The organism is Leucobacter sp. L43 (assembly GCF_016597785.1).
GTDB classification, from domain to species: Bacteria; Actinomycetota; Actinomycetes; order Actinomycetales; family Microbacteriaceae; genus Leucobacter; species Leucobacter alluvii.
In genome coordinates this window covers 668507-693619 of the sequence record NZ_JAENJG010000001.1, presented here as the reverse complement: position 1 = coordinate 693619, position 25113 = coordinate 668507, and the positions used below count along the sequence as shown (strand labels likewise).

Here is a 25113-nt window from a genome sequence, read left to right as displayed (position 1 = left end):
CATATGCGTCAGGCACTGCCCGAGTACCCGTGGGACGCGATGCAGCCGTACGCTGCGCGGGCCGCTGAGCACCCCGAGGGGGCGTTGAATCTCTCGATCGGCTCTCCGGTCGATCCGACGCCGCGCGCCGTGCGCGAGGCGCTCGCCTCCGCGACCGACGCTCACGCGTATCCGGCGACCGCCGGCTCGTCCGCACTGCGCGAGGCGATCGCGGAGTGGTTCGGGCGGAGGCGCGGGGTGGCCGTCGATGCCGATGCGGTGCTGCCGACGGTGGGTTCCAAGGAGCTCGTCGCTCTGCTGCCGTTCCTGCTCGGGATCGGCGCGGGCGAGGCGGTCGTCTTCCCGTCCGTCGCCTACCCGAGCTATGCAATGGGTGCCGCGCTGGTGGGCGCCGATGCGATCGCTTCCGATGATCCCGGCTCCTGGCCCGAGCACACGAAGCTGATCTGGATCAACTCGCCGTCGAACCCCGATGGCCGTGTGCTCGACATCGATGCACTGCGTGCCGCGGTGGAGCGGGCACGCGAGCTGGGCGCGGTGATCGCCGGAGACGAGTGCTACGCCGAGTTCGGGTGGGACGCGCCGTGGGATCAGCACCCGATCCCGTCCATCCTCGATCCGCGCGTCGTCGGCAATGACCACCGGGGCGTGCTCAGCGTGTACTCCTTGAGCAAGCAGTCGAACCTCGCCGGGTATCGCGCCGCATTCCTCGCGGGTGACTCGGAGCTCGTCGCCCGATTGCTCACCGTGCGCAAGCATGCGGGTCTGATGCTTCCGGCGCCCGTGCAGGCAGCGATGCTCGCGGCTCTCGCCGACGAGTCGCACGTCGAGGAGCAGCGTGCGCGGTACCGAGAGCGGCGTGACATGCTGCGTCCGGCACTCGAAGCGGCCGGCTTCGCGATCGACGGCAGCGAGGCGGGCCTCTACTTGTGGGCGACGCGCGGGACCGACGCCTGGGACGCCGTCGCGCAGTTCGCGGAACTCGGCATCGTCGTCGGCCCTGGCCACTTCTACGGCGATCGGTCGCCGCAGCACGTGCGGTTGGCGCTGACGGCCCCTGACGCCGATATCGCCGCCGCCGCCGCGCGCATTCGCGCTTCGGCGCCGACCGCGGGATGACGTCGTCCGAATCGACATTTCGCTTCACATCAAGATATTCTGAGCCGAGTGCGGCACCCCCGTGCCGCAGCCCCCGGTTCCCCTCGGAGCCGATAGGGTGATAGGAATGGCCGTGTCATACCCGACGCAGCGCCAGCATTGAGACCTCACGAGGAGACGACGTGACCGAATCGACGCAGGGCCCGGCCACCGCCAAGCTGACCTTCCCCGGCGGATCCGCCGAGTTCCCGATCGTCGACGCGGTCGATGGGCACTCGGCGATCGACGTCAGCACGTTCACCAAGCAGAGCGGGCACACGGCGCTCGACTACGGGTTCGTGAACACGGCGTCGACGAAGTCGAAGATCACGTACATCGACGGCGAAGAGGGGATTCTGCGCTACCGCGGGTACCCGATCGAAGAGCTCGCGAGGCACTCCACCTTCCTCGAGGTCTCCTACCTCCTGATCTACGGCGAGCTGCCCACGGCCGATCAGCTGGGTGCGTTCGATGAGGAGATCCGCCGGCACACCCTGCTGCACGAAGACATGCGGTACTACTTCGAGGGCGTGCCGCACACGGCGCACCCGATGGCGGTGCTCTCGGGTGGTCTGCAGACGATGTCGACGTACTACGAGTCGTCACTCGACACGGCGGTGCCGGAGTTCGTCGAGGTGAATACGATCCGGCTGCTCGCCAAGCTTCCCGTGCTCGCCGCCTACGCGCACAAGAAGTCGATCGGCCAGGCGTTCCTCTACCCCGACAACAACCTCAACTTCGTCGAGAACTTCCTGCGGCTCAACTTCGGCAACAAGGCCGAGAAGTACGACATGAACCCGGTGCTCGTCGACGCGCTCGACAAGCTGCTCATCCTCCACGCCGACCACGAGCAGAACGCGTCGACATCGACGGTGCGCCTCGTCGGCTCGACCGGTGCGAATATGTTCTCCTCCGTCTCCGCGGGCATCAACGCGCTTTCGGGCCCGTTGCACGGCGGAGCCAACGAGGCCGTGCTCGACATGCTCGCCCGCATCCGGGACTCGGGCCAGAGCGTCGAGACATTCGTCGAGAAGGTCAAGAACAAGGAAGACGGCGTGAAGCTCATGGGCTTCGGGCACCGGGTCTACAAGAACTACGATCCGCGTGCGCGCATCGTCAAGGAGAGCGCCGCCCGCGTGCTCGAGGAGCTCGGCGTGAACGACCCGCTGCTCGGCCTCGCGCAGGAGCTCGAGCAGATCGCGCTCGAAGACGACTACTTCAAGGAGCGCAAGCTCTACCCGAACGTCGACTTCTACACCGGCGTGATCTACAAGGCGATGGGGTTCCCCACCCGCATGTTCACGGTGCTATTCGCGATCGGGCGTCTGCCCGGCTGGATCGCGCAGTGGCGCGAGGCTCGCGAAGACGGGCAGACGAAGATCGGTCGCCCCCAGCAGCTGTACGTCGGCTCGGGAGAGCGCCACCTCGATCGGTAATCCGCGACCCCGTGGGGCCGCGTCATTTCGATAGGCTGAAGGCATGGAAGCGACCGTGACCGCGCCCGCCCTTGAGATCCGCGAACTCGCCAAGCGCTTCGGGGAGAAGATCGCCGTCAACGGGATCTCCCTCGACGTACCGACCGGATCGTGCTTCGGCCTCGTCGGGCCGAATGGCGCCGGCAAGACGACGACGCTGTCGATGGCGACCGGTCTACTCAGGCCGGATGCCGGGCATGTGCGCATCACCGGCGTCGATGTGTGGCAGCACCCGACCGAGGCCAAGCAGCTCGTGGGCGTGCTCGCCGACGGAGTGAAGCTGTTCGATCGTCTGACGGGCGAGCAACTCATCACGTACACCGGGCTGCTCGGCGGCCTCGACCGGGAGACCGTCGCGCGGCGGTGCGCGGACCTCCTCGCGATGCTCGACCTCAACGCCGCCGCGCAGACGCTCGTCGTCGACTACTCGGCCGGGATGACGAAGAAGATCGCGCTCGCGTGCGCGCTGGTGCACGCGCCGCGGCTGCTCGTGCTCGACGAGCCGTTCGAATCGGTGGATCCGGTCTCGGCCGCGAACATTCGCGACATCCTGCAGAGCTTCGTGCGAGGCGGCGGCACGGTGATCGTCTCGAGTCACTCCATGGACCTGGTTGAGCGCATGTGCGACCACGTGGCGGTGATCGCGGCCGGGCGCGTGCTCGCCGCAGGCAGCGTGAGCGAGGTGCGCGGTTCCTCGACCTTGGAGGAGCGCTTCGTGGAACTCGTCGGGGGTCGCGCGCACGTGGAGGGCCCGTCGTGGCTGAGCCGCTCCTGAGCCCCGCGGCGCCCGCTGCACGCACCGGGGCCGCCGCCCGCATCCGCACCCTCGTACGACTGCGCTTCGTCGTCATGTGGAACACGTTGCGCCGTCACCCCTGGCAGCTGGTCGGCGCGATCATCGGCGCCCTCTACGGGCTCGGCGTGCTCGGGCTCGTGCTCTTCGGACTCGTCGCTCTTGCCATCGGAGCGGCCGACCTCGCGAGAACGGTGCTCATCCTCGCCGGAGCCGGTCTCATCCTGGGGTGGGCGCTCGCACCGATACTCTCCACGGGCATGGACCGCACCCTCGATCCCGCACGCCTCGCCTCGATGCCGATGCCTCCCGCGGTGCAGCTGACGGGAATCGCGGTCGCGAGCCTGCTGGGCATCCCCGGGATCGTCACCCTGCTCCTCTCCGCGGGCACCGCGATCGCCTGGTTCCGCTCGCCCGGTGCGATGATCGCGGCTGTCGTGCTCGCTCCGGTCGCCGCGGCGACCTGTGTGCTCGCATGTCAGTTCACGGTGACCGCGTTCTCGCGGGCGGCCGGGCATCGACGCTTTCGAGAGATCATCGGTGCGCTGGTGCTCCTGCTGCTCGTGCTGGTCGGGCCGCTGCTCTCAGTTGCGAGCCAGGGCGTCGCGGCGATCGCCGACCGTCTGCCGGTCATCGCCGATGCGCTCTCGTGGTCGCCGCTCGGAGCCGTCTGGGCGGTGCCAGCGGAGATCGCGGCCGGCGCGTTCCCGGCGGCGATCATGAAGCTGCTCATCGCGCTGCTGACGCCGGTCGCCCTGTGCTTCGCCTGGGCCGGACTGTACCGCGCGAACCTCGGCTCGGTCGCGGGCGGCTCGCGCACGAGCGCACGGTCGGGCCTGGGGTGGCTCGGGCGCTTCCCGGCCTCCCCGCGCGGTGCCGTCGCTGCTCGCGCGCTCACGTACTGGCTGCGCGATCCGCGCTACCTGCAGAGCCTGATCGTGGTTCTCGTCATGCCGATCGTCTTCGGGTTCATGGCGGCTTCGACGAGCCTCCCGATCATGCTTCCGGGCTCCACGGTGCTCGTCGCGGCGCTGCTCGCCCTCAGCACCTTCACGGACATCTCCTATGACGGCACCGCCTTCAGCGTGCACGTGCTGCGCGGAGTGCGAGGGATCGACGATCGGCTGGGCCGGGTATGGGCCAACGCAATCGTAGCCGTGCCGCTCATCGCGGTCGTCGCGGTCGTCACCACAGCACTCGTCGACCGATTCGATCAGCTGCCCACGCTCGCCGGGTTGACCGCCGTGATCACGCTCGGCGGCTTCGGTGTCGCGAGCGTCGCATCCGCTGTTTTCGTGATGCCGGTGCCGCAGGCGGGTGAGAACCCCTTCACCTCGAAGCCGGGCGCCGGGATGCTGAGCCTGGTCGGCATGGCGGGTTCGTACGGCGCATTGACGGTGCTCGCGCTGCCGACGATCGCCTGCACGATCGCCGCTGGAGTGACGGGGCGACCGCTCTGGGCGTGGGTGACACTCGCCGTCGGCGTGGTGACGGGCATCGCGGCCTGCTGGGGCGGCGTGCGATGGGGTGCGGCGATATTCGATCGGAAGGCCGCCGACCTGTTCGCCCGAGTGAAGTCGCAGGGGTGAGAAGCATCGCATCAGCGGCGTTCTGATCGCAGATCGCCTTCGATGCCGCGGGCGGCGCGCACGAGCACTTCGAGCGCGGCTTCGGGAGGGTGCTCACGCGGAAGGACGACGGACAGCGCTGCGACGACAGCACCGGCGCGGCGGAGCGGCACGGCCACGCCGGTGGAGACCTCCTCGATCGACCCCGGTGCGATCGCCCGCCCGAAGCGGCGGATCTCGATCAGGGTGCGTCGAAGGTGCGCCGGGTCGGTGATCGTCTCGGGTCCGACCCGGCGCAGTGGGGCCGCGAGCAGGCGCTCGCGCAGCCTCGGGTCGGCGTGCGCCAAGAGCACGAGTCCGGACGACGAGGCGTGCAAGGGCAGCCGGCCCGCGACGCGCGCGATGTTCGCGCCAGCACGCGGATGCGAGAGTTTTTCGAGGCACAGCGCCTCGTCTCGCTCGAGCACGGCGAGCTGGGTGTGTTCCCGAATCGCCGACTGCACCCGCTCCATGTGCGGGAGGGCGACCTCGCGGAGCCGGTGCGCGGTGGAGCCGCGAAGCGCCAGTTCCCAGAGGCGCAGCCCCAGCCGGACTCGATGCTCGTCATCCAGTTCGAGCATGCCGTTCGCGACGAGTTCGCCGACCAGTCGGTGCGCGGTCGAGGGCGGTAGCCCTGCGCGTCGTCCGATATCGCTGACCGTCTGCGAGGTGCGATCCTCCGAGAACGTCTCGATGACGCGCACGATCCGCGTGATCATCGACTCACCGCTCGCCGAGTTCGCCACGGCGTCGGCCTCCCTCCGGTGCTGCGGTGCGCGGGGTTCCACCCGAAGCGCAGGGGCGTTCCACGTCGCTCAGACCTCCGCCGCTGCGAGCGATCGAGAGCGACGGTCGGCCGCCGGGCGCGGTGCCGGTCTCGGGATCACCACCACCGCCAGCATCCCCAAGATCGCAACGCCGGCGAAGAAGTAGAATCCCCCTGGGTACGCGAGTCCTGCTGAAACCAGCGCACCGGTGATCCACGGACCCGCGATCGCGCCGAGCCGCCCCACGCCCGCGGTGAAGCCCATGCCGGTCGCGAGGAGCGCTCGGGGGTAGATGTACCCGACGAACGCGTAGACGAGTACTTGCGCGCAGAAGACGAAGACACCGGTCACGAGGATCACGAGATTCAGGGCGACGACGTTCGACATCTGCACGCTGAGCAGTGCGAGCAATGCGGCCGCCGCCGCGAACCAGGCGAGCGTCGTTCCCTTGATCCCGAACGCGTCGCCGGTTCGCCCGCCGATGAGCAGACCCATCACGGCGCCCACGTTGAGGACGAGGAGCATGATGAGCGAACTCGAGAGCGGGTAGCCGGCGAGTTCCATGATCTTCGGCATCCAGGTGTTCAGCCCGTAGACCAGCAGCAGACCCATGAAGGCGGCGATCCACAGTGCCACCGTGGCGCGTGCGCGCCGCTCGGTGAACAGATCGCGGATTCCGTGCACCCGCTCGTGCGTTCCGGCGTCGTGCTCCGCCGGCGCGTGTGTCTCGGGGAGCTTGAACCACATGACCGGCAGTGTCGCCAGCCCGAGGAGACCTCCGAAGATGAAGAGCCGGCTCCAGTGCTCATGCGCCCAGAATGCTGCCAAGGAGGCGAGCACTGCGCCGACGTGGTACCCGGTCATCGTGAACGTCGAGGCTCCGGCACGCCGGCCGTCGGGAGCTGATTCCTGCATCATCGTGAGGGCGATCGGCATGCAGCCGCCGAGTCCGACACCCGCGATCAGTCGGGAGAGGCCCATGCATGCGACGTTCGGCATCACCGGGAAGACCAGCGTGAAGATGGAGAACACGAAGATGCAGGCCATCAACGCTGAGCGTCGCCCGAAGCGGTCGGAGATGGTGCCGATGATCACGGCGCCGATGCCGACGCCGACGAGGGAGATCGTGGAGACGAAGGTCATGTCGGCGACCGTCACGCCGAGGTGACCGTGACTCTCGCTGGTCATGATCGGGATCGTGGCGCCGAGAGCCACGATGTCGAAGCCGTCGAACATGACGGTGAGCCAGCACAGGCCGATGACCCATCTGCGGGTTGACGTACTCAAGGTGCACTCCATTGTGTGGTGAGGTGACTACAGCGATAAACGCAGCCCCCTGCGACATGGATCACACCGATTCAGTGTTGCGCGGCCATGACTGCCTCGTCCAGAACTTCCCATTGAACGGGCGACTCCGACGCGTCGCGATCGCCGATGTCTCCGAGCGCAGCGCAACGGCCGCGCCCCTCCGATGCGGAGGAGCGCGGCCGTGATGCGCCGAATCCGGTTAGGCGTGCAGAGCCTGGTTGAGCTCGATGCCAGCGCCTGCTCGGGGCAGTGCCTCCACGGCGCCCGTACGCGAATTGCGACGGAAGAGCAGCTTCGGGATCCCGGAGAGCTCGATCGCCTTCACCTCGACTGCGGTGCCGGGCGACTCGGCTGTGCCGTGGGGCAGCACGACCTTCGTGCCAGCCGTGACGTAGAGGCCGGCTTCGACGACGCTGTCGTCGCCGACGGAGATGCCGATACCGGAGTTCGCGCCCAGGAGGGCGCGCTCTCCGACGGAGATGCGCTCAGTGCCGCCGCCCGAGAGCGTGCCCATGATGGATGCACCGCCGCCGATATCCGAGCCGTCGCCAACGACGACGCCCTGCGAGATGCGGCCCTCGACCATGGATGCCCCGAGCGTGCCGGCGTTGAAGTTGACGAACCCCTCGTGCATCACCGTCGTTCCCGGCGCGAGGTGGGCGCCGAGGCGTACTCGGGAGGCATCGGCGATGCGCACGCCCTTCGGCACGACGTAGTCGGTGAGCCTCGGGAACTTATCGACTCCCACCGCGGTGATGCCGGCGCGCTTGAGCTGCGGCAGCCGAGCGGCGTAGTGCTCGGGAAGCATCGGTCCGGCGGTGGTCCAGGCGATATTGGGGAGCCGCCCGAAGATGCCGTCGAGGTTGAGTGCATTGGGGCGCACGAGGCAGTGCGAGAGCACGTGGAGCCTGAGGTAGGCGTCCTCCGTCGATGCAGGAGCGGCGTCGAGATCGATCTCCACGTCCACGAAACGCAGTTCGACACCGCGCAACTCGTCGGTTCCCGTGAGCCCGGCGAGCTCGGCGGGGGCGATCCACGGTTCGCGATCGTCGGGGCGCGCGCCGAGCGCGGGTGATGGGAACCAGGCGTCGAGAACGGTGCCGTCGGCGGCGATCGTGGCGATGCCGGCGGCCCAGGCGGAACGAGAAGCAGTCATGGGTTCCATCGTATCGTCGCGATCGGGTGCGTGGGCGCGGACGCCCGGAGAGGCAATAGGCTGGTTCGGGTGAGCAGTGATTCGAACTCGACGCCCCCCATCGCCCCCGACCCCGTACTCGATCCGACGCTCGGTCCCGTGGAGCTCACGCGGCAGCTCTGCAACATTCCGTCGGTCTCGGGCGATGAGCGCGAGATCGCCGACGCCGTCGAAGCGGCACTCAGGTCGCACGCCCCCCATCTCGCCGTGACGCGCGACGGCGATACGCTGGTCGCCCGAACCGAGCTCGGCCGCGAGCGTCGCGTTGCGATCGCGGGCCACCTCGACACCGTCCCCATCAATGACAACCTGCCGGTGCGGGACGAGGTCGACGACGCGTCGGGGGAGCCGATGATCTGGGGGCGCGGCACCGTTGACATGAAAGCCGGTGTCGCGGTGCAACTCGCGCTCGCGGTCGAGCTCGTCGAGCCGTCGGTCGACCTGACGTGGATCTGGTACGACCACGAGGAGGTCGCCTCTGATCTGAGCGGTCTCGGTCGCGCCATGCGCAATCATCCAGGGCTCTTCGAGGCCGACTTCGCGATTCTGGGCGAACCATCGAATGGGACCATCGAGGGGGGATGCAACGGAACGCTCCGAGCTCGAGTGAGCGTGCACGGCAAGCGCGCGCACTCCGCTCGCAGCTGGATGGGGGTGAACGCCATTCACCGGGCCGGCGCGTTGCTCGAACGTCTCTCCGCGTTCGAGCCAGCACGCATCGTGGTCGACGGCCTCGAGTACCGCGAGGGGCTGAACGCGGTCCGCATCGATGGCGGGGTCGCGGGGAATGTGATCCCGGACGAGTGCTCCTTCGAGGTGAACTACCGCTTCGCGCCGAGCCGGAGTGGTGCAGAGGCCGCGGACTACGTGCGCGAGTTCTTCGCCGATGCCGATCGTGTCGAGATCGTCGATCTCGCGCCCGGCGCGCGCCCGGGTCTCGACGCACCGCTCGCACAGCGCTTCGTGGCCGCGGTCGGCGAGGCGCCGAACGCGAAATTCGGGTGGACCGATGTCTCGAGATTCTCGGCGCTCGGCATCCCCGCGGTGAACTTCGGACCGGGCGATCCGCTGCTCGCGCACGCGGACGATGAGCGGGTGCCGGTCGCGCAGATCGAATCGACTGCCACTGCGCTTCGCGAATGGTTGACGCACGACATTTCGCGCTGAACTGTATCGCGACGCGGGGCGGAAATTAGCCCTGCCTGGGCGGAAACCGATAAAATGGAATCCGTGCATCAAACCTGCAAGGAGGCGTCATGGCTGCAATGAAACCGAGGACCGGGGACGGACCCATGGAAGCGGTGCGTGAAAGCCGCTTGATCGTGGTTCGTGTACCGCTCGAGGGCGGCGGACGTCTGGTGGTGTCTGTGAACGATCAGGAAGCCGCACAGCTGCGCGATGTGCTCGCCGGCGTGCTCGACGGCTAAGACGCCGTTCTCGCTTCACCGTTCAGCGGTACCGGATCGAACCCCCTGCGGCTAGCGCCGCGGGGGGTTCGGCGTGCCGGGGGCATCGCCGTCGAGGCGCACGAGGGTGAGGAGGCCGTCGCCCGCCGGAGACAGGATCGGAGCGATCGCAGGGGACTCGGCGACGAGCGCGAGGAGATCCCGCATCGCCTGAACGTCTTCGTCCCGTGCAGCGGGATCCGGAACTCGGCCGTGCGCGAACGCGCCTGGAACGATGATGCATCCGCCGGGCCGCACGATTCCGAGTGCGTTCTCGAAGTGCTCCAGCAGCTGGGCCGGCTCTGCGTCGATGAGCACGAGGTCGTACGCCGCCAGATTCATACGCGGCATCACGTGCCGAGCGTCGCCCTCGATGAGGCGCAGACGGGCAGCGGCGATCCCCGCATCGGAGAACACGCCGCGAGCCTCCCGCAGGTGCTCGGGTTCGATCTCGATCGAGGTGAGCGTCGCTTCCGAGGCGTACCGGAGCAGAGAGAGCCCGCTGACGCCGACCCCCGTGCCGACCTCGCAGATGGCCTGCGCGCGGGCGAGCACAGTCGATCCTGAGAGCTGCGCGCCGACGGAGCGGCTCACCGGTTCGATGCCCAGCTCGAGGGACAGGCGGCGGGCGCGGACGAGCGCCTCCGTCTCGCCGGGGTACTGCTCGGCGTACTGCCAGTTGCGTTCGAGCTTGCTCACGATTTCCTCCGGTGATGCTCCGCCCCGGCGTGCCGCATGACGGCGAGGCGGAGCGATCCTGAATCACCAGCGTAGGGCCGCCGTGCGATCCCTCTCGCAGCACACGCGGGTCAGCGGGAAAGCGGGCGCGAGACGCCGCTCAGAATTCGGCTCGGCGATCAGTGGTGACCGCTACGATAGCGGTTGTGGGCCTGACGATCGACAAGATTCTGGTGATCCTCGTGATCGCCATGTTCGTGCTGGGCCCGCAGCGACTCCCGATCTATGCGCAGAAGCTCGGCGAACTGGTGCGCAACGTGAAACGCATGGCGGACGGCGCGAAAGATCGCTTGCGCGACGAGATGGGTCCCGAGTTCGACGACGTCGACTGGCGTCAGCTCGATCCCCGCCAGTACGACCCGCGCCGCATCATCAGGGATGCGCTGCTCGAAGACGAGCGCGAGGCCAGGGACGCGGCTCGGCGGTCGAACATGGCCGACGCTGAAGCCCGGCGCGGAATCAGGCCGGACTCGGGGAGCGGCGCCGCAGGAGTGCTGCATTTCGACGAAGAAGCGACGTGATGGACGGGAACATCGGGTGACCGCGAACGAGATCGACGGCAATGGTGCCGTCGGGGGGATCTCGAATGAACAGCGCAGCACGCATGAGCGGGTCGCGCGTCCGCAGCACGACACCGACAAGATCCTGATCGCACTCAACGAGCGGTCGATCGTCGCCGTGACGGATGCCACGGGCCGCATCACGCACGTCAACGATCGCTTCTGCGAGCTCTCGCAGTTTCGGCGCGACGAGCTGATCGGACGTACGCACCGGGTCGTGAACTCCGGGCACCATCCGGCCGCCTTCTTCGCCGACCTCTGGAGCACGATCTCCGAAGGCCGCATCTGGCAGGGCGAGATCTGCAACCGCGCTCGCGACGGGTCCAAGTACTGGCTCAATACGACCATCATCCCCCTCATGGGAGACGGTGACCTGCCGGTCAGCTACGTGGCTCTGCGCACGGAGGCGAAGCCGCGGCGGGACGCCGAAGTCGCCGTGCGACGTCTCGCCTACGTGGATCCGGTGACCGGGCTCGAGAATCGGGCGGCCATGCTCCGCGCGATCGAACGCATTACGTCGAGTCGGACGCCGAGCGATGAGTTCTCTGCCTTCGTGACCGTGAGCCTCGACCAACTCCCATCGGTGAATGATGCGTTCGGGTTCGAAGCGGGGGACCGCCTGCTCCTCGACGCCGGGCTGCGGCTGAAGGGCCTGGCCGACGGCGTCACCCGCGTCGGCCGAATCGGCTCCCACACCTACGGAGTGCTGCGGCAGGATCTGGGCGTCGAGCTCGGCGCCGCCGAAGACGCCGTGCGGACCACCATCGGGCGCATGTTCGAAGCGCTCTCAGCAGCCAGTGAGACGTTCTCCGGCATCGTCATCGGCGCCGGGGTCAGCGTGGGGCACGTGCTCTGGACATCGCCCGGCGCCCGTGGCGACCCGGCTCGCGTCGACGCGGAGCGCGGGGCCGACGCGTTCATCGCGTCGGACGATGCCAATGAAGTGATGAAATGCTCCGAGATCGCGCGGAAGCGGGCGAAGCGGATGAGCGGGCAACGGCGCGCGCAGCGATTCGAGCAGCGGATGCTCGACGAGGTGCACGACCGCATGGTGCTCGTCTCCGAACTGCGAGCGGGCGTGGAACGCGGCGAACTCCGCCTCTACGCGCAGTCGATCGTCGATCGGAAGCGCCGCGTGATCGGCAAGGAAGCCCTGATTCGGTGGCAGCACAGCTCCCGCGGATTGATCCCACCCGATGAGTTCATCCCGATCGCCGAGCAGACGGGCCTGATCACGCAGATCGGGGACTGGGCGCTCGAACGCGCATGCCAGGTGCTCGCGCACTGGGCCGCTTCGGAGGCAACCGACGAGCTGACCCTCGCCGTGAATCTCAGCGAGCGCCAGCTGCACGCCGACGGATTCGAGGATCGCGTGCGCGAGATGATCTCGCGATACGGCATCGCACGCGCACGCCTCAAGTTCGAGCTCACTGAGAGTGTGCTCCACAGCGACCTCGCGCGCACGATCTCGCTGCTCGAGCACCTCCGCGCCGACGGCGTGCACGCCTCGCTCGACGACTTCGGCACGGGCTACTCCTCGCTCAACTATCTGCGTCGGCTCCCGGTGCAGCAGTTGAAGATCGACCGGTCGTTCGTCTCGTCGATCGTCGAAGACGATCGCACGGCCGCGATCGCGGAGACGATCGTGCGCCTCGCCCGGATATTCGGCCTGCAGGTCGTCGGCGAGGGCGTTGAGACGGAGGAGCAGTTCGCCCTCCTGCACGCCCTCGGCGTGGACGCGTTCCAGGGGTACCTCTTCGGCGGGCCCGAGCCCATCGAGGCGCCGGCTATCGCGGGCTGATACCGAGCGAGCGCCCGGCGAGGCCGCGCCCGCTGCGGGCGAGCTCCGCGGCGATACGAATCACCTCGGCCGCGGCCGGGTCCGCCTGGTCGGTGAGAACGGTCGGCGCCCCCGCATCGCCGCCCTCGCGGAAGACGGGGCTCAGCGGCACGCTTCCGAGGAGCGCAACGGTGCCGTGCTCCGGGTCGCTCAGTCGTTCGGCGACCAACCGGCCCCCGCCCGCCCCGAACAGGTCGAGCACGCTCCCGTCCGGCTGGGTGAACCCAGCCATGTTCTCGATGACGCCGATGACCTTCTGACCGGTCTGCCGGGCTACGAGCGCACTGCGAACGGCGACATCCGCCGCCGCTTCCTGAGGAGTGGTGACGACCAGCACCTCGGCCTGCGGCAGCAGCTGGCCGATGCTGATCGCGATGTCGCCCGTACCGGGCGGCAGATCGAGGAGCAGGACGTCGAGGTCGCCGAACCACACATCGCGCAGGAACTGCTCGATCGTGCGGTGCAGCATCGGCCCCCGCCAGGATACGGCCGTGCTTCTCGGATCGGCGTCACCGAGGAACATGCCGATGGAGATCACCTTCACACCGTGCGCGACGGGTGGCAGGATCATCTCGCCGACCCGCGTTGGCTGCTCGGTGCGCCCGTCGCGGCTCAGTCCGAGCAACCCGGGAATGGAGAACCCGAACACGTCGGCATCGACGAGTCCGACCGCCAAGCCGTGCTGGGCGAGCGCGACGGCGAGCCCCGTCGTCAACGACGACTTGCCCACGCCGCCCTTGCCGCTCGTCACGGCGATGACGCGGGTGAGCGAGTCCGGGCCGAACTGCTGCGGCCGGGCACCGCGATCCCCCCGTACGCGTTCGATGAACGCCTGGCGCTCCCGCGTCGACATCACGCCGACGATGACTTCCGCCGCCGTGACTCCCGGCGCCGCCTCCGTCGCCGCTCGCACATCCGCCTCGATGCGCCGAGCCGCCGGGCACCCTGCGATGGTGAGCAGGATCGAGACCTCGGCGCCCCCGGCCGCATCGACCGTCACGTCGCGCACCATGCCGAGCTCCGTGATCGGGCGGAGGATCTCGGGGTCCTTGACGCGATCGAGCGCATCCCAGACGGCCCGCGCCGTTCCGGCGGCGGGCCGTTCAGTCATCCTGCGAGCTCGCAGACCGCTCCGGCGAGGCGTCGCGCCGAGCGCGACTCCTCGTGCCGCGATCTCGCGGTTCGTCGCTCGATGCCTCGTCGTCGGCGAGCTCGGCGAGCAATGACCGGAGTTCTGCACGCAGGAAGTCGCGGTCGGGAAGATCTTTGAGCGCGAGACGCAGAGCGACGACCTCGCGCGCGAGGAACTCCGTGTCGGCGAGATTGCGCTCGGCGCGCTGGCGATCCTGCTCGATCTGCACACGGTCGCGGTCATCCTGGCGATTCTGCGCGAGCAGGAGCAGCGGCGCCGCGTACGAGGCCTGCAGGGAGAGAATCAGCGTGAGCGCAGTGAATCCGAGCGCCGCAGAGTCGAACCGGAAGGACTCGGGCCCGTAGGTGTTCCACAGCAGCCAGGCGACGCAGACGATGGTGAGTGCGAAGAGGAACCACGGGGTACCCATGCCGCGCGCAATGCTCTCGGTCCACCGGCCGAAGCGCTCGCTGTTGCCCGAGCGGCCCTCACCGCGCGCCGAGACCCGCGCGCTCGCAGCACGTGGGGCGTCGAGCCCGCCGCCCCGCTTGAACGCGCTCATCCGGCGGCTCCGGTGCTGACCGGGGCGTCGTCATCGGCGTGCCGCCAATCGTCGGGCAGCAGATGATCGAGCACGTCATCGACGGTCACGACTCCGACGAGCCGGTTCTGATCGTCGACCACGGGCAGCGCGACCAGATTGTAGCTGGCGAGGCGGCGGGATACTTCGGCCGCGCTCGCGTGCACCGTCACCGGCTCGATCTCGGCGTCCAGCAGCGAAGCCATGCGCTCGTGCGGCGGGAACCGCAGCATGCGCTGGAAGTGCGCGAGGCCGATGTACTCGCCGGTCGGCGTCTCGTAGGGCGGGTGCGTCACGTACACCGCAGACGCCATCGCCGGAGAGATCTCCGCCCTGCGGATCATCGCGAGACCCTCGGCAACGCTCGACTCCCCGGCCAGCACGATCGGCGCAGGGCTCATCAGCCCGCCCGCCGTGTCCGCATCGTACTCGAGCAGCCGACGCACGTCTTCGGCTTCCTCCGGCTCCATGAGGTCGAGCAGCTCGGCGCCCTGCGCGGCCGGCAGCGCTGAGATGAGGTCGGCGGCGTCGTCCGCCTCCATGCGGTCGAGAACATCGGCGGTGCGGCCGGAGGGCAGTTGCGCGAGCAGGGCGAGCTGATCCTGTTCGCTCATCTCTTCGAGCGCGTCGGCGACGCGCTCGTCGGGCAGCTCCTCGATCACCTCGATCATGCGCGGCTGAGGCAGTTCGAGCAGCGCCTCCGCGAGGTCGGCCGGTTTCAGATCGACCAGTGTCTGGATGAGCAGCTCGGCGGTGCGCGTGCCCTCGGCAGAACTCGGAAGTCGCAGCTCGCCCCAGCGCACGATGCGGGCGTCGCCTCGGCTGAACGGGGCCGCGGGCTTCGGCAGGCGCACGAACACTTCGGTGACGAGCCACTCGCCCGTGCGGCTCCGCTCGATCGCGGCGTCTTCGATCCGCGCGGTCGTCGTGGGACCCGCGTTCGTCTGAGCCAACTGCACATCGCGCCCGATGAGTTCCGCGATCATGCGGGTCTCGCCCCCGCGCTGCTCGAATCGGCGCACGTTGATGAGCCCGGTGGTGATGACCTGACCGGAACCGATCGACGTGACGCGGCCGATCGGCACGAACACGCGGCGCTTCCCGGGAATCTCGACGATGAGGCCGACGACGCGCGGGGCGCTGGTCGCCCGGAAGACGATCAGTACGTCGCGCACTTTGCCGATGCGGTCGCCGACCGGATCGAACACGCCGCGACCGGCGAGCCGACCGACGAAGATCCTCGAAGTACTCACCCCACTACGGTACCGCTCAGCGACGTGCGGCGATACTGAGGGCATGCACCCAGCGTCTTCGCTCTCCGGCCCGTCAGCGCCGTGGGAGCCAGCCGATGCCCCAACTCGGAGGGACACCGAGCATCGCGTGTCGCGCAGAGACGCGGTGCGCCTCACCGCCTGGGGCGCGCTCGCGGCGGCCGGGGCGCTGCTCGTCGGGTGCGCCCCGGAACCGCGAGCAGACACCTCGCCAGGCGACCGTGCGCCCGACCCGGCCCCCGCCCCCGCCCCGGAGAGTGACGCCCCGTCTGCGCCGCAGGAGGCCCCGATGCTGCTGCTCGCCTCCCTCGCGCAGTCCGACGCCGTCGCCATCATCGACCCCTCCGTCTCGGATGCGGAGGCGGTGCAGCTCGTCACCGTGGGAGCCGCGCCCTGGGGCGTCGGCGTCGCGGGTGACGGACGCACCGGGTACGCGGCGACCGCCGAAGGTCTGGCGGTGATCGATCTCGGTGCGGCCTCCCGCACCGCCCTGGTGCCCTTCCTGCACCCGGCGAATCGCGTCGAGTTCGGCGAGTACCGGCCGGGCGGCCTCGGTCTCGCGGTCTCGCCCGACGGCAATCGGGTCTATGTCGCAGTGACCCCTGGTGATGGCGCGTACGCCCTCGAGGTCTTCGACACGCGCGTCGGCGAGTTCGTCGGTTCGGTTCCCGTCGGGCTCCGCCCCTTCGACGTCGTCGTCGCGCCGGACGGCACGTGGGCGGCGACGATCGATCACGATGGGTTCACTGTGACCGTCGTCGATGCGGCCGCACTCGTGCCGACGAGTCACACCGTCGCGCCGTTCGGCACCGAGGGCGGGCTCGCCTCGTGGGAGAAGCCGCACTACGGCGCGGTCGATGCCGCAGGCGCGATCCTGCTCCCGTACCAGGGGCGGGTCGTCGTCAAGCTCGACCCTCGCACCGGGGAGACTGCCGCGCTCACGAGCACGGCGGACTCCCACGCCCACGGCACGGCGCTCGCTGGCGACGTGCTCATGACGGTCGGCACCGGCGCGTTCGGCAACGCGCAGAGCGGCCCCAATCTGTCGCTGCTCCGCGTGACCGGCGCGGGTGCGGGGGAGGAGCGCGTCGTGCCGCTCGACGTCCCCCACGAGACGGTCGCGGTGTGGAGAGACGCCGAGGGCGCCGAGTTCGCGGCTGTCGCGGGCGGGAACACGCGGAACGAGGGGTGGGACGGCATCACCCTGGTATCACTCGATTCGCTCGAAACGCGCGCGCTCCCCGTCGCTGGCTACCCGCAGGCCCTCGTTTCGTACGCTCGGAGCTGAATCCGGGTGAGATTCCCCGACTCCTCCGTCGCGTTCGTCGCCGAAAATGGGAGAATCGCACTATGAGCACTCCTGATGGACCCATGCGGTCGTCGCGTCTCCCGCTGGTCCCCGAGATTCCGAAGGGCGAGATCGTCTCGACGTACGACCGGTACGAGGACGCGAAGCACGCCGTCGACGTGCTCGCTCGCGCGAGCTTCCCCGTGCGGCAGATCAGCATCGTGGGCAACGACGTGCGCAGCGTCGAGCGGGTCACCGGCCGACTCACCTACGGCCGTGTCGCGCTCATGGGCGCGCTCTCCGGCGCCTACCTCGGGCTCTTCCTCGGCTTGCTCCTCTTCATCTTCCAGCCGGATAACGGCGCGATCCTCGGCGTCTTCGCCGCGGCCATCGCCATCGGTGCGGGCTTCGGAATGCTCTTCGGCGTGCTGTCGTACGCGATGAACCGCAACCGCCGCGACTTCTCGTCGGTGATGCAGATGGTCGCGACGCGATACGACCTGATCACCGAACCCGAGCTGCTGCACGAAGCGCGGCGCGTGCTCACGGAGGCCGTGGAGAAGTAGCGCGCGTGCGCGGACCGGGGCCCGGCCCGCGCGATCCCGAACTACTTCTCGAGACCGTTCAGCGCCCGGATGCCGGCGTTCTCGAGAGCGCCGAGCGGCGTTCCATCCGCGAGTTCAGTCTCGACGCGGACCGTCGACATGCGCATGCGCGTCGACTCCGGCGTCGCTTGGGCGAGCGGGGTGCAGGCGTACTCGGCGAGGTTCTCGATCGAGTGCTCGGAGAGCCAGGCGCGGGTGTCGGGATGCGAGAGCGACGCGTCGTAGACCACCTTCACGATGCCTTCGTCGGCCGAGACCGATGAGAGCGCCTGTGCCGCCAGGTCACCGGACTCGGCGCGTGCTTCGTGGAACTGGCGGATCGCGTCGGCGATCTCCTGGTCTGAGGCTGGGGTCTCGTTCACGGGGCACTCTCCAATGCTCGATCGGTGGTCGGGATGACGCAGGCCGCATCCGACGGCGCGGAGCGCACGGGAGGTCGGCCAGCGCCAGTTTACGAGCTGGCCGCCGCCGCGTCGCGGGGTTGACGCGGCCCTGGCTGCTCCTGAAGGCGCGCGGGAGAGCGGGCGCCGCTAGGATCCGAGCATGGGCGCGATCGAGAACAGTCACTGGGTGGTCACGGGAGCAGCGGGCACCATCGGGTCGACGCTGCGGCGAGCGCTGCACGATCGGGGGGTCGCACTGACCTCGACCGATGCGCGTCGGGCCGAGGTCGTCGGTGATCGAGACCGCTTCGCGGTGGCTGATCTCGCAGACCTGACCGCGCTGACGGAGGTGCTGCGAGGCGCCGACGGTGTGATCCATCTCGGCGGTATCGCGGACGAGGCGGACTTCCACGACCTCGCCGAGGTCAATATCGTCGGGACGTACCACGTGCTCGAGGCTGCGCGACGGGCAGGCACTCCACGGGTCGTCTTCGCGAGCAGCAATCGGCTGACCGGGATGTACCCGGCGAATACGATGGTGTCGCCCGATATGCCGCCGCGCCCCGACGGCTTCTACGGGGTGTCCAAAGTCGCCGGCGAGGCCCTGTGCCGGCTCTACGCCGACAAGTTCGGCTTGTGCACGGCTTCCGTGCGCATCGGAAGTTACGAGGATCAGCCGACGTCGGCCCGCGAGCAGCGCACCTGGCTGAGCCCAGCCGACGCGGTGCTGGCCTTCATCGCGGCGATGACGACGACCGAACCCGGGGTCGTGTTCTATGCGGTTTCGGCGAATGAGGCGCGCTGGTGGGATCTGGCGGCGGGGGAGGCGATCGGGTTCGCGCCGAAAGACAACGCAACGGCGTCGGGAGACCCGCTCCCGTTCGACCCGCTCGCACCCCAGGGCGGGCCCTACGCCGAGGCCCCCTACTCGCTCGACCGGATGCGGGATCTGCCCTGACCGTCGGCCCGAGCGTCACTCGTCGCGCAGCGCCTTCTGAATGCGCTGCAGCGAGACGGGCTCCGCGGTGCGCAGCTGCTGCGCGAACAGGCTGACGCGCAGCTCCTCGATCAGCCACCGGGCGCGCACGAGCCGCTTCGGTGCGTCGACCGGCAGCGGGACGACCCCGCCGGCCTCGGTGTAGAGAGCGGCCGCTCGGTCGATCTCGTTCTGCCAGGCGCGATCCCGGCCCGGCTGCTCGGTGAGGGCGCGCATGCGCATCTGCACCGCTTCGAGGTACACCGGCACGCGTTCCAGCTGTGCGAGACCGGTTCGCGAGACGAAGCCTTCGAACACCAGGCCGTCGACCTGCCGGGCGGCATCGGCCACCTGGCCGAGCACCTGCATCGACTTCGCCGAGTCGATCGCCTTGCGGGCCAGGCGGGCGCCGTCGAGCACGCGCGCGGTGAGCGAGATCGCACCGTAGATCTCGTCGATGAGCGACCGGGCGTAGTCGTCGGCCAGGGCCTCGAACTCGGCTTCCCTCCAGATGAGCCCGTCCGCCGCGTGTCGGCGGATCACACGGTCGGCGACCGCGAGCGACACGTCGGCGATCGCCTGGTCGAGCGTGCGGTAGGGTCCAGCGCCGAGCAGCAGCTTCTCCTGGTTCGAGAGGTGGTCGCGCACGTACGAAGCCGGCGAAGGAGAGCTCAGCACGAGGAGACGGCGGATGCCGCGCCGGGAGATGCGCTCCTGCTCGCCCTGATCGGCGACGAGCACCAGATCGACAGCGGTGCGACGGTCGAGGATCGCCGGGTACGCGCGCACCACGCCGGCGCCAGCGGATCCGCGTCCCTTGGCGTACGTCGAATCGACGTGCTGGGGCAGATCTCCGAAGGTCCAGGAGGTCGCACCGGTGCGTTCGAGATCGCTCTTCGGCAGTGCGGCAGCGGCGACCTTCGCGACGCCCTCGGTCGCGCGCTCGCGGTGCGCCGTCTGGAGCTCTGCGAGGTTCTTGCCGGTTCCCACGGTGCGGCCGCGTCCGTCGACGACCCGGAACGTGGGTGTGAGATGCGCCGGAAGCCGGTCGGGGTCGAAGTCCGCGGGCGCTACGCGCACGCTCGTGCGGCGGCGGATCTCGGTGGCGAGCAGCTGCGTCAGCGCCGGCGGCGTCGAGCCAGGCGCCACCGGGGCGTCGAGCTGCGGGCCCACCGTCGCGAGCAGCGTCCGGGCCCAATCCGCGGCCGGGACGACGTGCTTGCGGATGGCCTTCGGCAGCGTCTTGATGAGGGCCGTGACCAGCTCGTGCCGCAACCCGGGCACGAGCTTCTCGAAGTCCGATCCGTCGAGGCGGGGGAGCAGGGGAAGCGGCACGTTCACCGTGACGCCGTCGTCTTCAGCGGTCGGATCGAAGCGATACTTCAGGCGGAGCGTCTGATCGCCGTGCGACCACTGCCTCGGAAACTCCTGCTCGTCGACCGAGTCGGCGTCGTCCTCCACGAGGTCTTCGCGCCGGAGATGCAAGAACTGCGGGTCGGTCGCGCGCTTCTGCTTCCACCACCCCTCGAAGCTGCGCGTCGAAACGACGTCAGCTGGGATGCGCGCATCGTAGAACTCGAAAATGGCCTCGTCGTCGCCCACGATGTCGCGGCGTCGCGTGCGCTCCTCGAGCTGTTCGAGCTCGCGCCGCAGCTGGCGGTTCGCGCGATCGAACGCCTGCGGCGAATCCCACTCCCCGTCGACGAGCGCGTGCCTGATGAAGAGCTCGCGCGCGTGCTCCTGGTCGTACCGGGCGAGCTGCACGCGCCGGCGGTCGACGATCGGAACGCCGTAGAGCGTCACCCGCTCGTAGGCGACTGCCGCCCCCTGGTTCTTCTCCCATCGCGGCTCCGAGATCTGCCGCTTCGCGAGCGGACCCGCGAGTTCCTCGGCCCACGCGGGATCCACCACCGCGTTGGAGCGGGCGAACAGGCGCGAGGTCTCGACGAGCTCGACGCTCATGACCACCTCAGGCGGTTTCTTCGCGAGCACGGAACCCGGGTAGAGCACGAAGCGCGCGCCGCGCGAACCGAGGTACTCCTGCGCCGGCTTGCGCCTCGTCGCGCCCGCTGCAGAGCGGCCGCGCGCCGGCGCGGCGCGATCCTGCCGGTCGTCCCGGACGCCGAGCTGCGACAGGAGCCCGGCGAGCACCGATCGATGGATCGCCTCACCCGAACCGCCGGTCGCACCCCGGTCGGCGCCATCGCGCGGGGCTTTCGCGATCCTCGCGAGCTGCCGGTACAGGTCCATCCACTCGCGCACTCGCAGAAAATTGAGGTACTCGGCCTTGCAGAGTCTGCGGAAGGCGCTCGACGACAGCTCGCGCTGCTGCTCCTGCAGGTAGTTCCAGAGATTCAGGAGCGTCGCGAGGTCGCCCTGCGGGTCGGAGAACCGACCGTGCAGCTCATCGGCGCGACCGCGCTCGGCCTGGGGGCGCTCCCGCACATCCTGCACCGTGAGACCGGCGACGATCGCGAGCACCTCGGGCACCACGTCGTGCGCCCTGGCTTCGACGACCATACGGGCGAACCGGGGCTCGATGGGGAGGCGGGAGAGCTCGCGGCCGATCCTCGTGATCCGATGGCTCGCGCCGCGCTCGCCGCCGCGCTGCCCGCCCCGGCCCCGGTTCCGCCCCTTCGCGGGAGCGGCTTCCACGGCGCCGAGCTCGGCGAGCAGGCCGAGACCGTCGGCGATGCCGCGCTGGTCGGGCGGAGTGAGGAACGGGAAGCGGGCGATGTCGCCGAGTCCGAGCGCGAGCATCTGGAGGATCACCGACGCGAGCCCCGTGCGCCGGATCTCCGGTTCCGTGAACTCGGGGCGCGAGGCGAAGTCCTCCTCCGAGTAGAGCCGGATCGCGATGCCCGGGCTGGTGCGACCGGAACGGCCGGACCGCTGGTTCGCGCTCGCCTGCGAGACGGCTTCGATGGGGAGACGCTGCACCTTGCTGCGGGCGCTGTACCGGGAGATGCGCGCCGTGCCGGCGTCGATGACGTAGCGGATACCGGGCACCGTCAGCGACGTCTCGGCAACGTTCGTGGCCAGCACGATGCGACGAGCGCCGCCCGTGCGCCGCTCGAACACGCGATGCTGCTCGGCGCTGCTCAACCGCCCGTACAGCGGCAGGATCTCGGTGCGGGCGCTCCGAGCCGAGCTCCGCAGGCGCCCCTGCAGCGCATCGGTGGCGTCTCGGATCTCGGCCTCGCCGGAGAGGAACACGAGCACGTCGCCCGGCGCCTCCTTCGCGAGCTCGTCGACGGCGTCGCCGATGCCCTCGAACAGGTCGCGCTCGATCGTCGTGACCTTCGGAGCGCCGGTCTTCGCATCGGGCTTCTCGATCTGCTCGACCAGCGGGCGGTACCGCACCTCGACGGGGTAGGTGCGGCCCGACACCTCGATGACCGGAGCGGGCTCGCCCGTCTTCGCGTCTGCGAAGTGCTTCGCGAAGGATTCGGGGTCGATGGTCGCCGACGTGATGATGACCTTCAGGTCGGGGCGGCGGGGGAGCAGCGTCTGCAGGTACCCGAGCAGGAAGTCGATGTTCAGACTGCGCTCGTGCGCCTCATCGATGATGATCGTGTCGTAGGCGGAGAGCTCGCGGTCGCGGTGGATCGCGTTGAGCAGAATGCCGTCGGTCATGAGGCGGACGCGCGTCTCGGCCGACACCTGATCGGTGAACCGCACCTGGTAGCCGACGAGACCGCCGAGCTCAGATCCCAGCTCCTCGGCGACGCGCTCGGCGATGGTGCGAGCCGCGATGCGCCGCGGCTGCGTATGGGCGATCCGTTCCCGCCCGAGCGCGAGCGCGATCTTCGGCAGCTGGGTCGTCTTGCCGGAGCCGGTCTCGCCCGCGACGATGACGACCTGGTGCGTACGGATCGCCTCCGAGATCTCCTCGCGCATCTGCGAGACGGGAAGCTCCTCTGGGAACGTGATCTGGAGCGGGGGCGACGTCATGATGCTCCTATTATCCCGCGCCCAGTCGCCCGAGCGTAGACTGACGCCGACCGCGCCGATCGCTGGGTCGGCGGCTGTTCCGCGAGACCACTTGAAAGGGCACGATGTCTGCACTCCCGATCCCGAATGTTCCCCTCAACAACGGCACGTCGATCCCGCAGCTCGGCTCCGGCGTCTACCTCGTGAAACCCGGCGAGGCCGAGGACGTCGTCACCACGGCGCTCGAGGTCGGATACCGGCACATCGACACCGCCAGCCTCTACGGCAACGAGGCGGAGGTCGGCCGGGCGGTCGCGCGCAGCGGCCTCCCGCGCGACGAGGTCTTCGTCACCACCAAGCTCTGGAACACCGACCAGACACGCGCGGCCGACGCCTTCGCCGAGAGCCTGGACCGCCTCGCGCTCGATCGGGTCGACCTCTACCTCATCCACTGGCCCCAGCCGATGTTCGGAGAGGCGCTGGGCGCGTGGAGGGCGCTCATCGAGATCGCGGAGTCGGGCCGGGCTTCGGCGATCGGCGTCTCGAACTTCGAGATCTCCGATCTGCAGCAGCTCATCGATGAGACCGGCGTGGTGCCGGCGGTCAACCAGATCGAACTGCACCCCCTGCATCAGCGTCGCGAACTCGTCGAGTTCTGCAGGGAGCACGGCATCGCGATCGAGGCGTGGGCGCCGCTCGCGCAGGGCAAGTCGGACCTCTTCGAGCGGCCCGAACTGCTCGAGATCGCTCGAGCCCACGGCAAGAGCCCGGCGCAGGTGGTGCTCCGCTGGCATGTGCAGCAGGGGCGCATCATCTTCCCGAAGACCGTGCGCCGGGAGCGCCTCATCGAGAACGCCGACCTGTTCGATTTCGAGCTCGATCCGTCGCAGATGGCGGCCATCGACGCCTACGAGGCCGGAACGAACTTCGGACCGGATCCGCGCACGTTCGACGGACGATAGGAGCACGACGTGACCCACGCACCCATCACCATCACGCTGACCGGCGCCGGCGGACAGATCGGTTACGCAGCCCTGTTCCGGATCGCGGCCGGCGACCTCCTCGGCCCGGATCAGCCCGTTGCGCTTCGACTGCTCGAGATTCCCCAGGGCATGCGCGCTGCAGAAGGCGCTGCGCTCGAGCTCGCCGACTGCGCGTTCCCGACGCTTGCGAGCGTCGAGATCACCGACGATGCGAATGTCGCGTTCGATGGCGCGAACGTCGCACTGCTCGTCGGGTCGCGCCCGCGTTCCGCCGGGATGGAGCGCGGAGATCTGCTCGCGGCGAACGGAGCGATCTTCGGGCCGCAGGGTCGGGCGATCAACGACCGCGCTGCCGACGACGTGCGCGTCGTCGTCGTTGGCAACCCGGCGAACACCAATGCGCTGATCGCCCAGCAGCACGCGCCCGATGTGCCGTCGGAGCGCTTCACCGCGCTCACCCGACTCGACCACAACCGCGCCGTTGGGCTGCTCGCCGCCGAGGCAGGCACCCCGGTCGCCGACATCTCGGGGGTCACCATCTGGGGCAACCACTCGGCCACCCAGTATCCCGACCTCAGCCACGCGACGGTTCGGGGGCGGCCGGCCCTCGACATCGTCGACGCCTCCTGGGCGCGCGGGCCCTACATCGAGCGCGTCGCGCAGCGCGGCGCCGAGATCATCGAGGTGCGCGGGGGATCCTCGGTCGCCTCGGCCGCCAATGCGGCCATCGAGCACACCCGCGACTGGCTTCTCGGCACCGGGGAGCGCTCGGCGGGGCACTGGACCAGCGCCGCAATCGTGTCGCGCGGTGAATACGGAGTTCCCGCGGGCCTGATCTCGTCATTCCCGGTGACATCCGCAGGCGGAAACTGGAGCGTGGTCGAGGGGCTCGATATCGATGCGTTCTCGCGGGAGCGGATCGACGCATCGGTCGCGGAGCTCGCCGCCGAACGCGACGCGGTGCAGGAGCTCGGGCTGTTCCCGTAGCCGCCCGCGGTCGCGGTCGCCGCCCGCGGCTGCAACGGCGCCCGTGATGCGTCGACCGGCGCGCCGCGCGCTCACCCGCGGAATTCGGAGGCTCGGAGGAGCCCTAGGAT

22 protein-coding genes are annotated in these 25113 nt (G+C 69.2%); 13 read left to right on the top strand and 9 right to left on the bottom strand.

Annotated features, from left to right (window positions below; genetic code table 11):
- Positions 1 to 3: 3 nt before the first annotated feature.
- From dapC to JE033_RS03165, 4 genes are all read left to right on the top strand, one after another.
- Positions 4 to 1119, top strand: coding sequence for a succinyldiaminopimelate transaminase (gene dapC / locus JE033_RS03180; RefSeq protein WP_200329419.1), 1116 nt, complete (start codon positions 4 to 6; stop codon positions 1117 to 1119).
- Between the two features lie 161 nt (positions 1120 to 1280).
- Positions 1281 to 2573, top strand: a complete 1293-nt coding sequence (locus tag JE033_RS03175) for a citrate synthase (RefSeq protein WP_200329417.1) — start codon at positions 1281 to 1283, stop codon at positions 2571 to 2573.
- Positions 2574 to 2616: 43 nt separating this feature from the next.
- Positions 2617 to 3387, top strand: coding sequence for an ABC transporter ATP-binding protein (locus JE033_RS03170; RefSeq protein WP_200329415.1), 771 nt, complete (start codon positions 2617 to 2619; stop codon positions 3385 to 3387).
- The gene (locus JE033_RS03165; RefSeq protein WP_200329413.1) at positions 3369 to 4994 is read left to right on the top strand and encodes a transporter; all 1626 of its coding nucleotides are present in this window, start codon (positions 3369 to 3371) and stop codon (positions 4992 to 4994) included. Before JE033_RS03170 ends, JE033_RS03165 begins: the two co-directional genes overlap by 19 nt.
- A gap of 11 nt (positions 4995 to 5005) precedes the next feature.
- On the opposite strand, the gene JE033_RS03160 is transcribed toward JE033_RS03165, so the two are convergent.
- From JE033_RS03160 to dapD, 3 genes are all read right to left on the bottom strand, one after another.
- Entirely contained in the window at positions 5006 to 5758 is a 753-nt protein-coding gene (locus JE033_RS03160; protein WP_200329410.1) for an IclR family transcriptional regulator, read from the bottom strand.
- Between the two features lie 69 nt (positions 5759 to 5827).
- Positions 5828 to 7066 (bottom strand): aromatic acid/H+ symport family MFS transporter, encoded by a 1239-nt coding sequence (locus JE033_RS03155; RefSeq protein WP_234037078.1) that lies wholly within the window; start codon positions 7064 to 7066, stop codon positions 5828 to 5830.
- 220 nt (positions 7067 to 7286) lie between these two features.
- Positions 7287 to 8243: a 2,3,4,5-tetrahydropyridine-2,6-dicarboxylate N-succinyltransferase gene (gene dapD, locus JE033_RS03150; RefSeq protein WP_200329408.1), complete on the bottom strand. Its 957-nt coding sequence runs from the start codon at positions 8241 to 8243 to the stop codon at positions 7287 to 7289.
- Positions 8244 to 8312: 69 nt separating this feature from the next.
- Between dapD and dapE the strand changes: the two genes are divergently transcribed.
- Positions 8313 to 9449: a succinyl-diaminopimelate desuccinylase gene (dapE, locus tag JE033_RS03145; RefSeq protein ID WP_370567892.1), complete on the top strand. Its 1137-nt coding sequence runs from the start codon at positions 8313 to 8315 to the stop codon at positions 9447 to 9449.
- Between the two features lie 89 nt (positions 9450 to 9538).
- Positions 9539 to 9709: a DUF3117 domain-containing protein gene (locus tag JE033_RS03140; protein WP_090147993.1), complete on the top strand. Its 171-nt coding sequence runs from the start codon at positions 9539 to 9541 to the stop codon at positions 9707 to 9709.
- 51 nt (positions 9710 to 9760) lie between these two features.
- Here the strand turns inward: JE033_RS03140 and JE033_RS03135 are convergent, their stop codons facing one another.
- The gene (locus JE033_RS03135) at positions 9761 to 10426 is read right to left on the bottom strand and encodes a class I SAM-dependent methyltransferase (RefSeq protein ID WP_090147996.1); all 666 of its coding nucleotides are present in this window, start codon (positions 10424 to 10426) and stop codon (positions 9761 to 9763) included.
- 185 nt (positions 10427 to 10611) lie between these two features.
- Here JE033_RS03135 and JE033_RS03130 point away from each other — a divergent pair, with 185 nt between their 5' ends.
- Positions 10612 to 10986 (top strand): twin-arginine translocase TatA/TatE family subunit, encoded by a 375-nt coding sequence (locus tag JE033_RS03130; RefSeq protein WP_090147998.1) that lies wholly within the window; start codon positions 10612 to 10614, stop codon positions 10984 to 10986.
- A gap of 16 nt (positions 10987 to 11002) precedes the next feature.
- Positions 11003 to 12826: a GGDEF domain-containing phosphodiesterase gene (locus tag JE033_RS03125; protein WP_200329406.1), complete on the top strand. Its 1824-nt coding sequence runs from the start codon at positions 11003 to 11005 to the stop codon at positions 12824 to 12826.
- On the opposite strand, the gene JE033_RS03120 is transcribed toward JE033_RS03125, so the two are convergent.
- From JE033_RS03120 to JE033_RS03110, 3 genes are read right to left on the bottom strand one after another with little or no spacing between them, the layout of a single operon-like run.
- Positions 12813 to 13976: an Mrp/NBP35 family ATP-binding protein gene (locus JE033_RS03120; RefSeq protein WP_200329404.1), complete on the bottom strand. Its 1164-nt coding sequence runs from the start codon at positions 13974 to 13976 to the stop codon at positions 12813 to 12815. The genes JE033_RS03125 and JE033_RS03120 overlap by 14 nt on opposite strands.
- Entirely contained in the window at positions 13969 to 14559 is a 591-nt protein-coding gene (locus tag JE033_RS03115) for a DUF1003 domain-containing protein (protein ID WP_234037077.1), read from the bottom strand. The genes JE033_RS03120 and JE033_RS03115 overlap by 8 nt, the downstream gene beginning before the upstream one ends.
- Entirely contained in the window at positions 14556 to 15830 is a 1275-nt protein-coding gene (locus JE033_RS03110; RefSeq protein WP_200329402.1) for a magnesium transporter MgtE N-terminal domain-containing protein, read from the bottom strand. Before JE033_RS03110 ends, JE033_RS03115 begins: the two co-directional genes overlap by 4 nt.
- A gap of 43 nt (positions 15831 to 15873) precedes the next feature.
- Here JE033_RS03110 and JE033_RS03105 point away from each other — a divergent pair, with 43 nt between their 5' ends.
- Positions 15874 to 17136 (top strand): YncE family protein, encoded by a 1263-nt coding sequence (locus JE033_RS03105; protein ID WP_234037076.1) that lies wholly within the window; start codon positions 15874 to 15876, stop codon positions 17134 to 17136.
- Positions 17137 to 17198: 62 nt separating this feature from the next.
- A complete protein-coding gene (locus JE033_RS03100; RefSeq protein ID WP_234037075.1) occupies positions 17199 to 17702 on the top strand; it encodes a general stress protein in 504 nt (167 codons plus the stop codon).
- 41 nt (positions 17703 to 17743) lie between these two features.
- On the opposite strand, the gene JE033_RS03095 is transcribed toward JE033_RS03100, so the two are convergent.
- A complete protein-coding gene (locus JE033_RS03095; RefSeq protein ID WP_090148013.1) occupies positions 17744 to 18103 on the bottom strand; it encodes a hypothetical protein in 360 nt (119 codons plus the stop codon).
- Between the two features lie 181 nt (positions 18104 to 18284).
- On the opposite strand from JE033_RS03095, the gene JE033_RS03090 reads away from it, so the two are divergent.
- Positions 18285 to 19082, top strand: coding sequence for an NAD(P)-dependent oxidoreductase (locus tag JE033_RS03090; RefSeq protein ID WP_090148015.1), 798 nt, complete (start codon positions 18285 to 18287; stop codon positions 19080 to 19082).
- A 15-nt stretch (positions 19083 to 19097) separates the two neighbouring features.
- Here the strand turns inward: JE033_RS03090 and hrpA are convergent, their stop codons facing one another.
- Complete coding sequence (hrpA, locus tag JE033_RS03085; protein WP_200329399.1) at positions 19098 to 23054, bottom strand: ATP-dependent RNA helicase HrpA; 3957 nt, start codon at positions 23052 to 23054, stop codon at positions 19098 to 19100.
- 104 nt (positions 23055 to 23158) lie between these two features.
- Here hrpA and JE033_RS03080 point away from each other — a divergent pair, with 104 nt between their 5' ends.
- A complete protein-coding gene (locus JE033_RS03080) occupies positions 23159 to 23995 on the top strand; it encodes an aldo/keto reductase (protein ID WP_090148021.1) in 837 nt (278 codons plus the stop codon).
- 9 nt (positions 23996 to 24004) lie between these two features.
- Positions 24005 to 25003, top strand: coding sequence for a malate dehydrogenase (locus JE033_RS03075; RefSeq protein ID WP_200329397.1), 999 nt, complete (start codon positions 24005 to 24007; stop codon positions 25001 to 25003).
- The last annotated feature ends 110 nt before the right edge of the window (positions 25004 to 25113 follow it).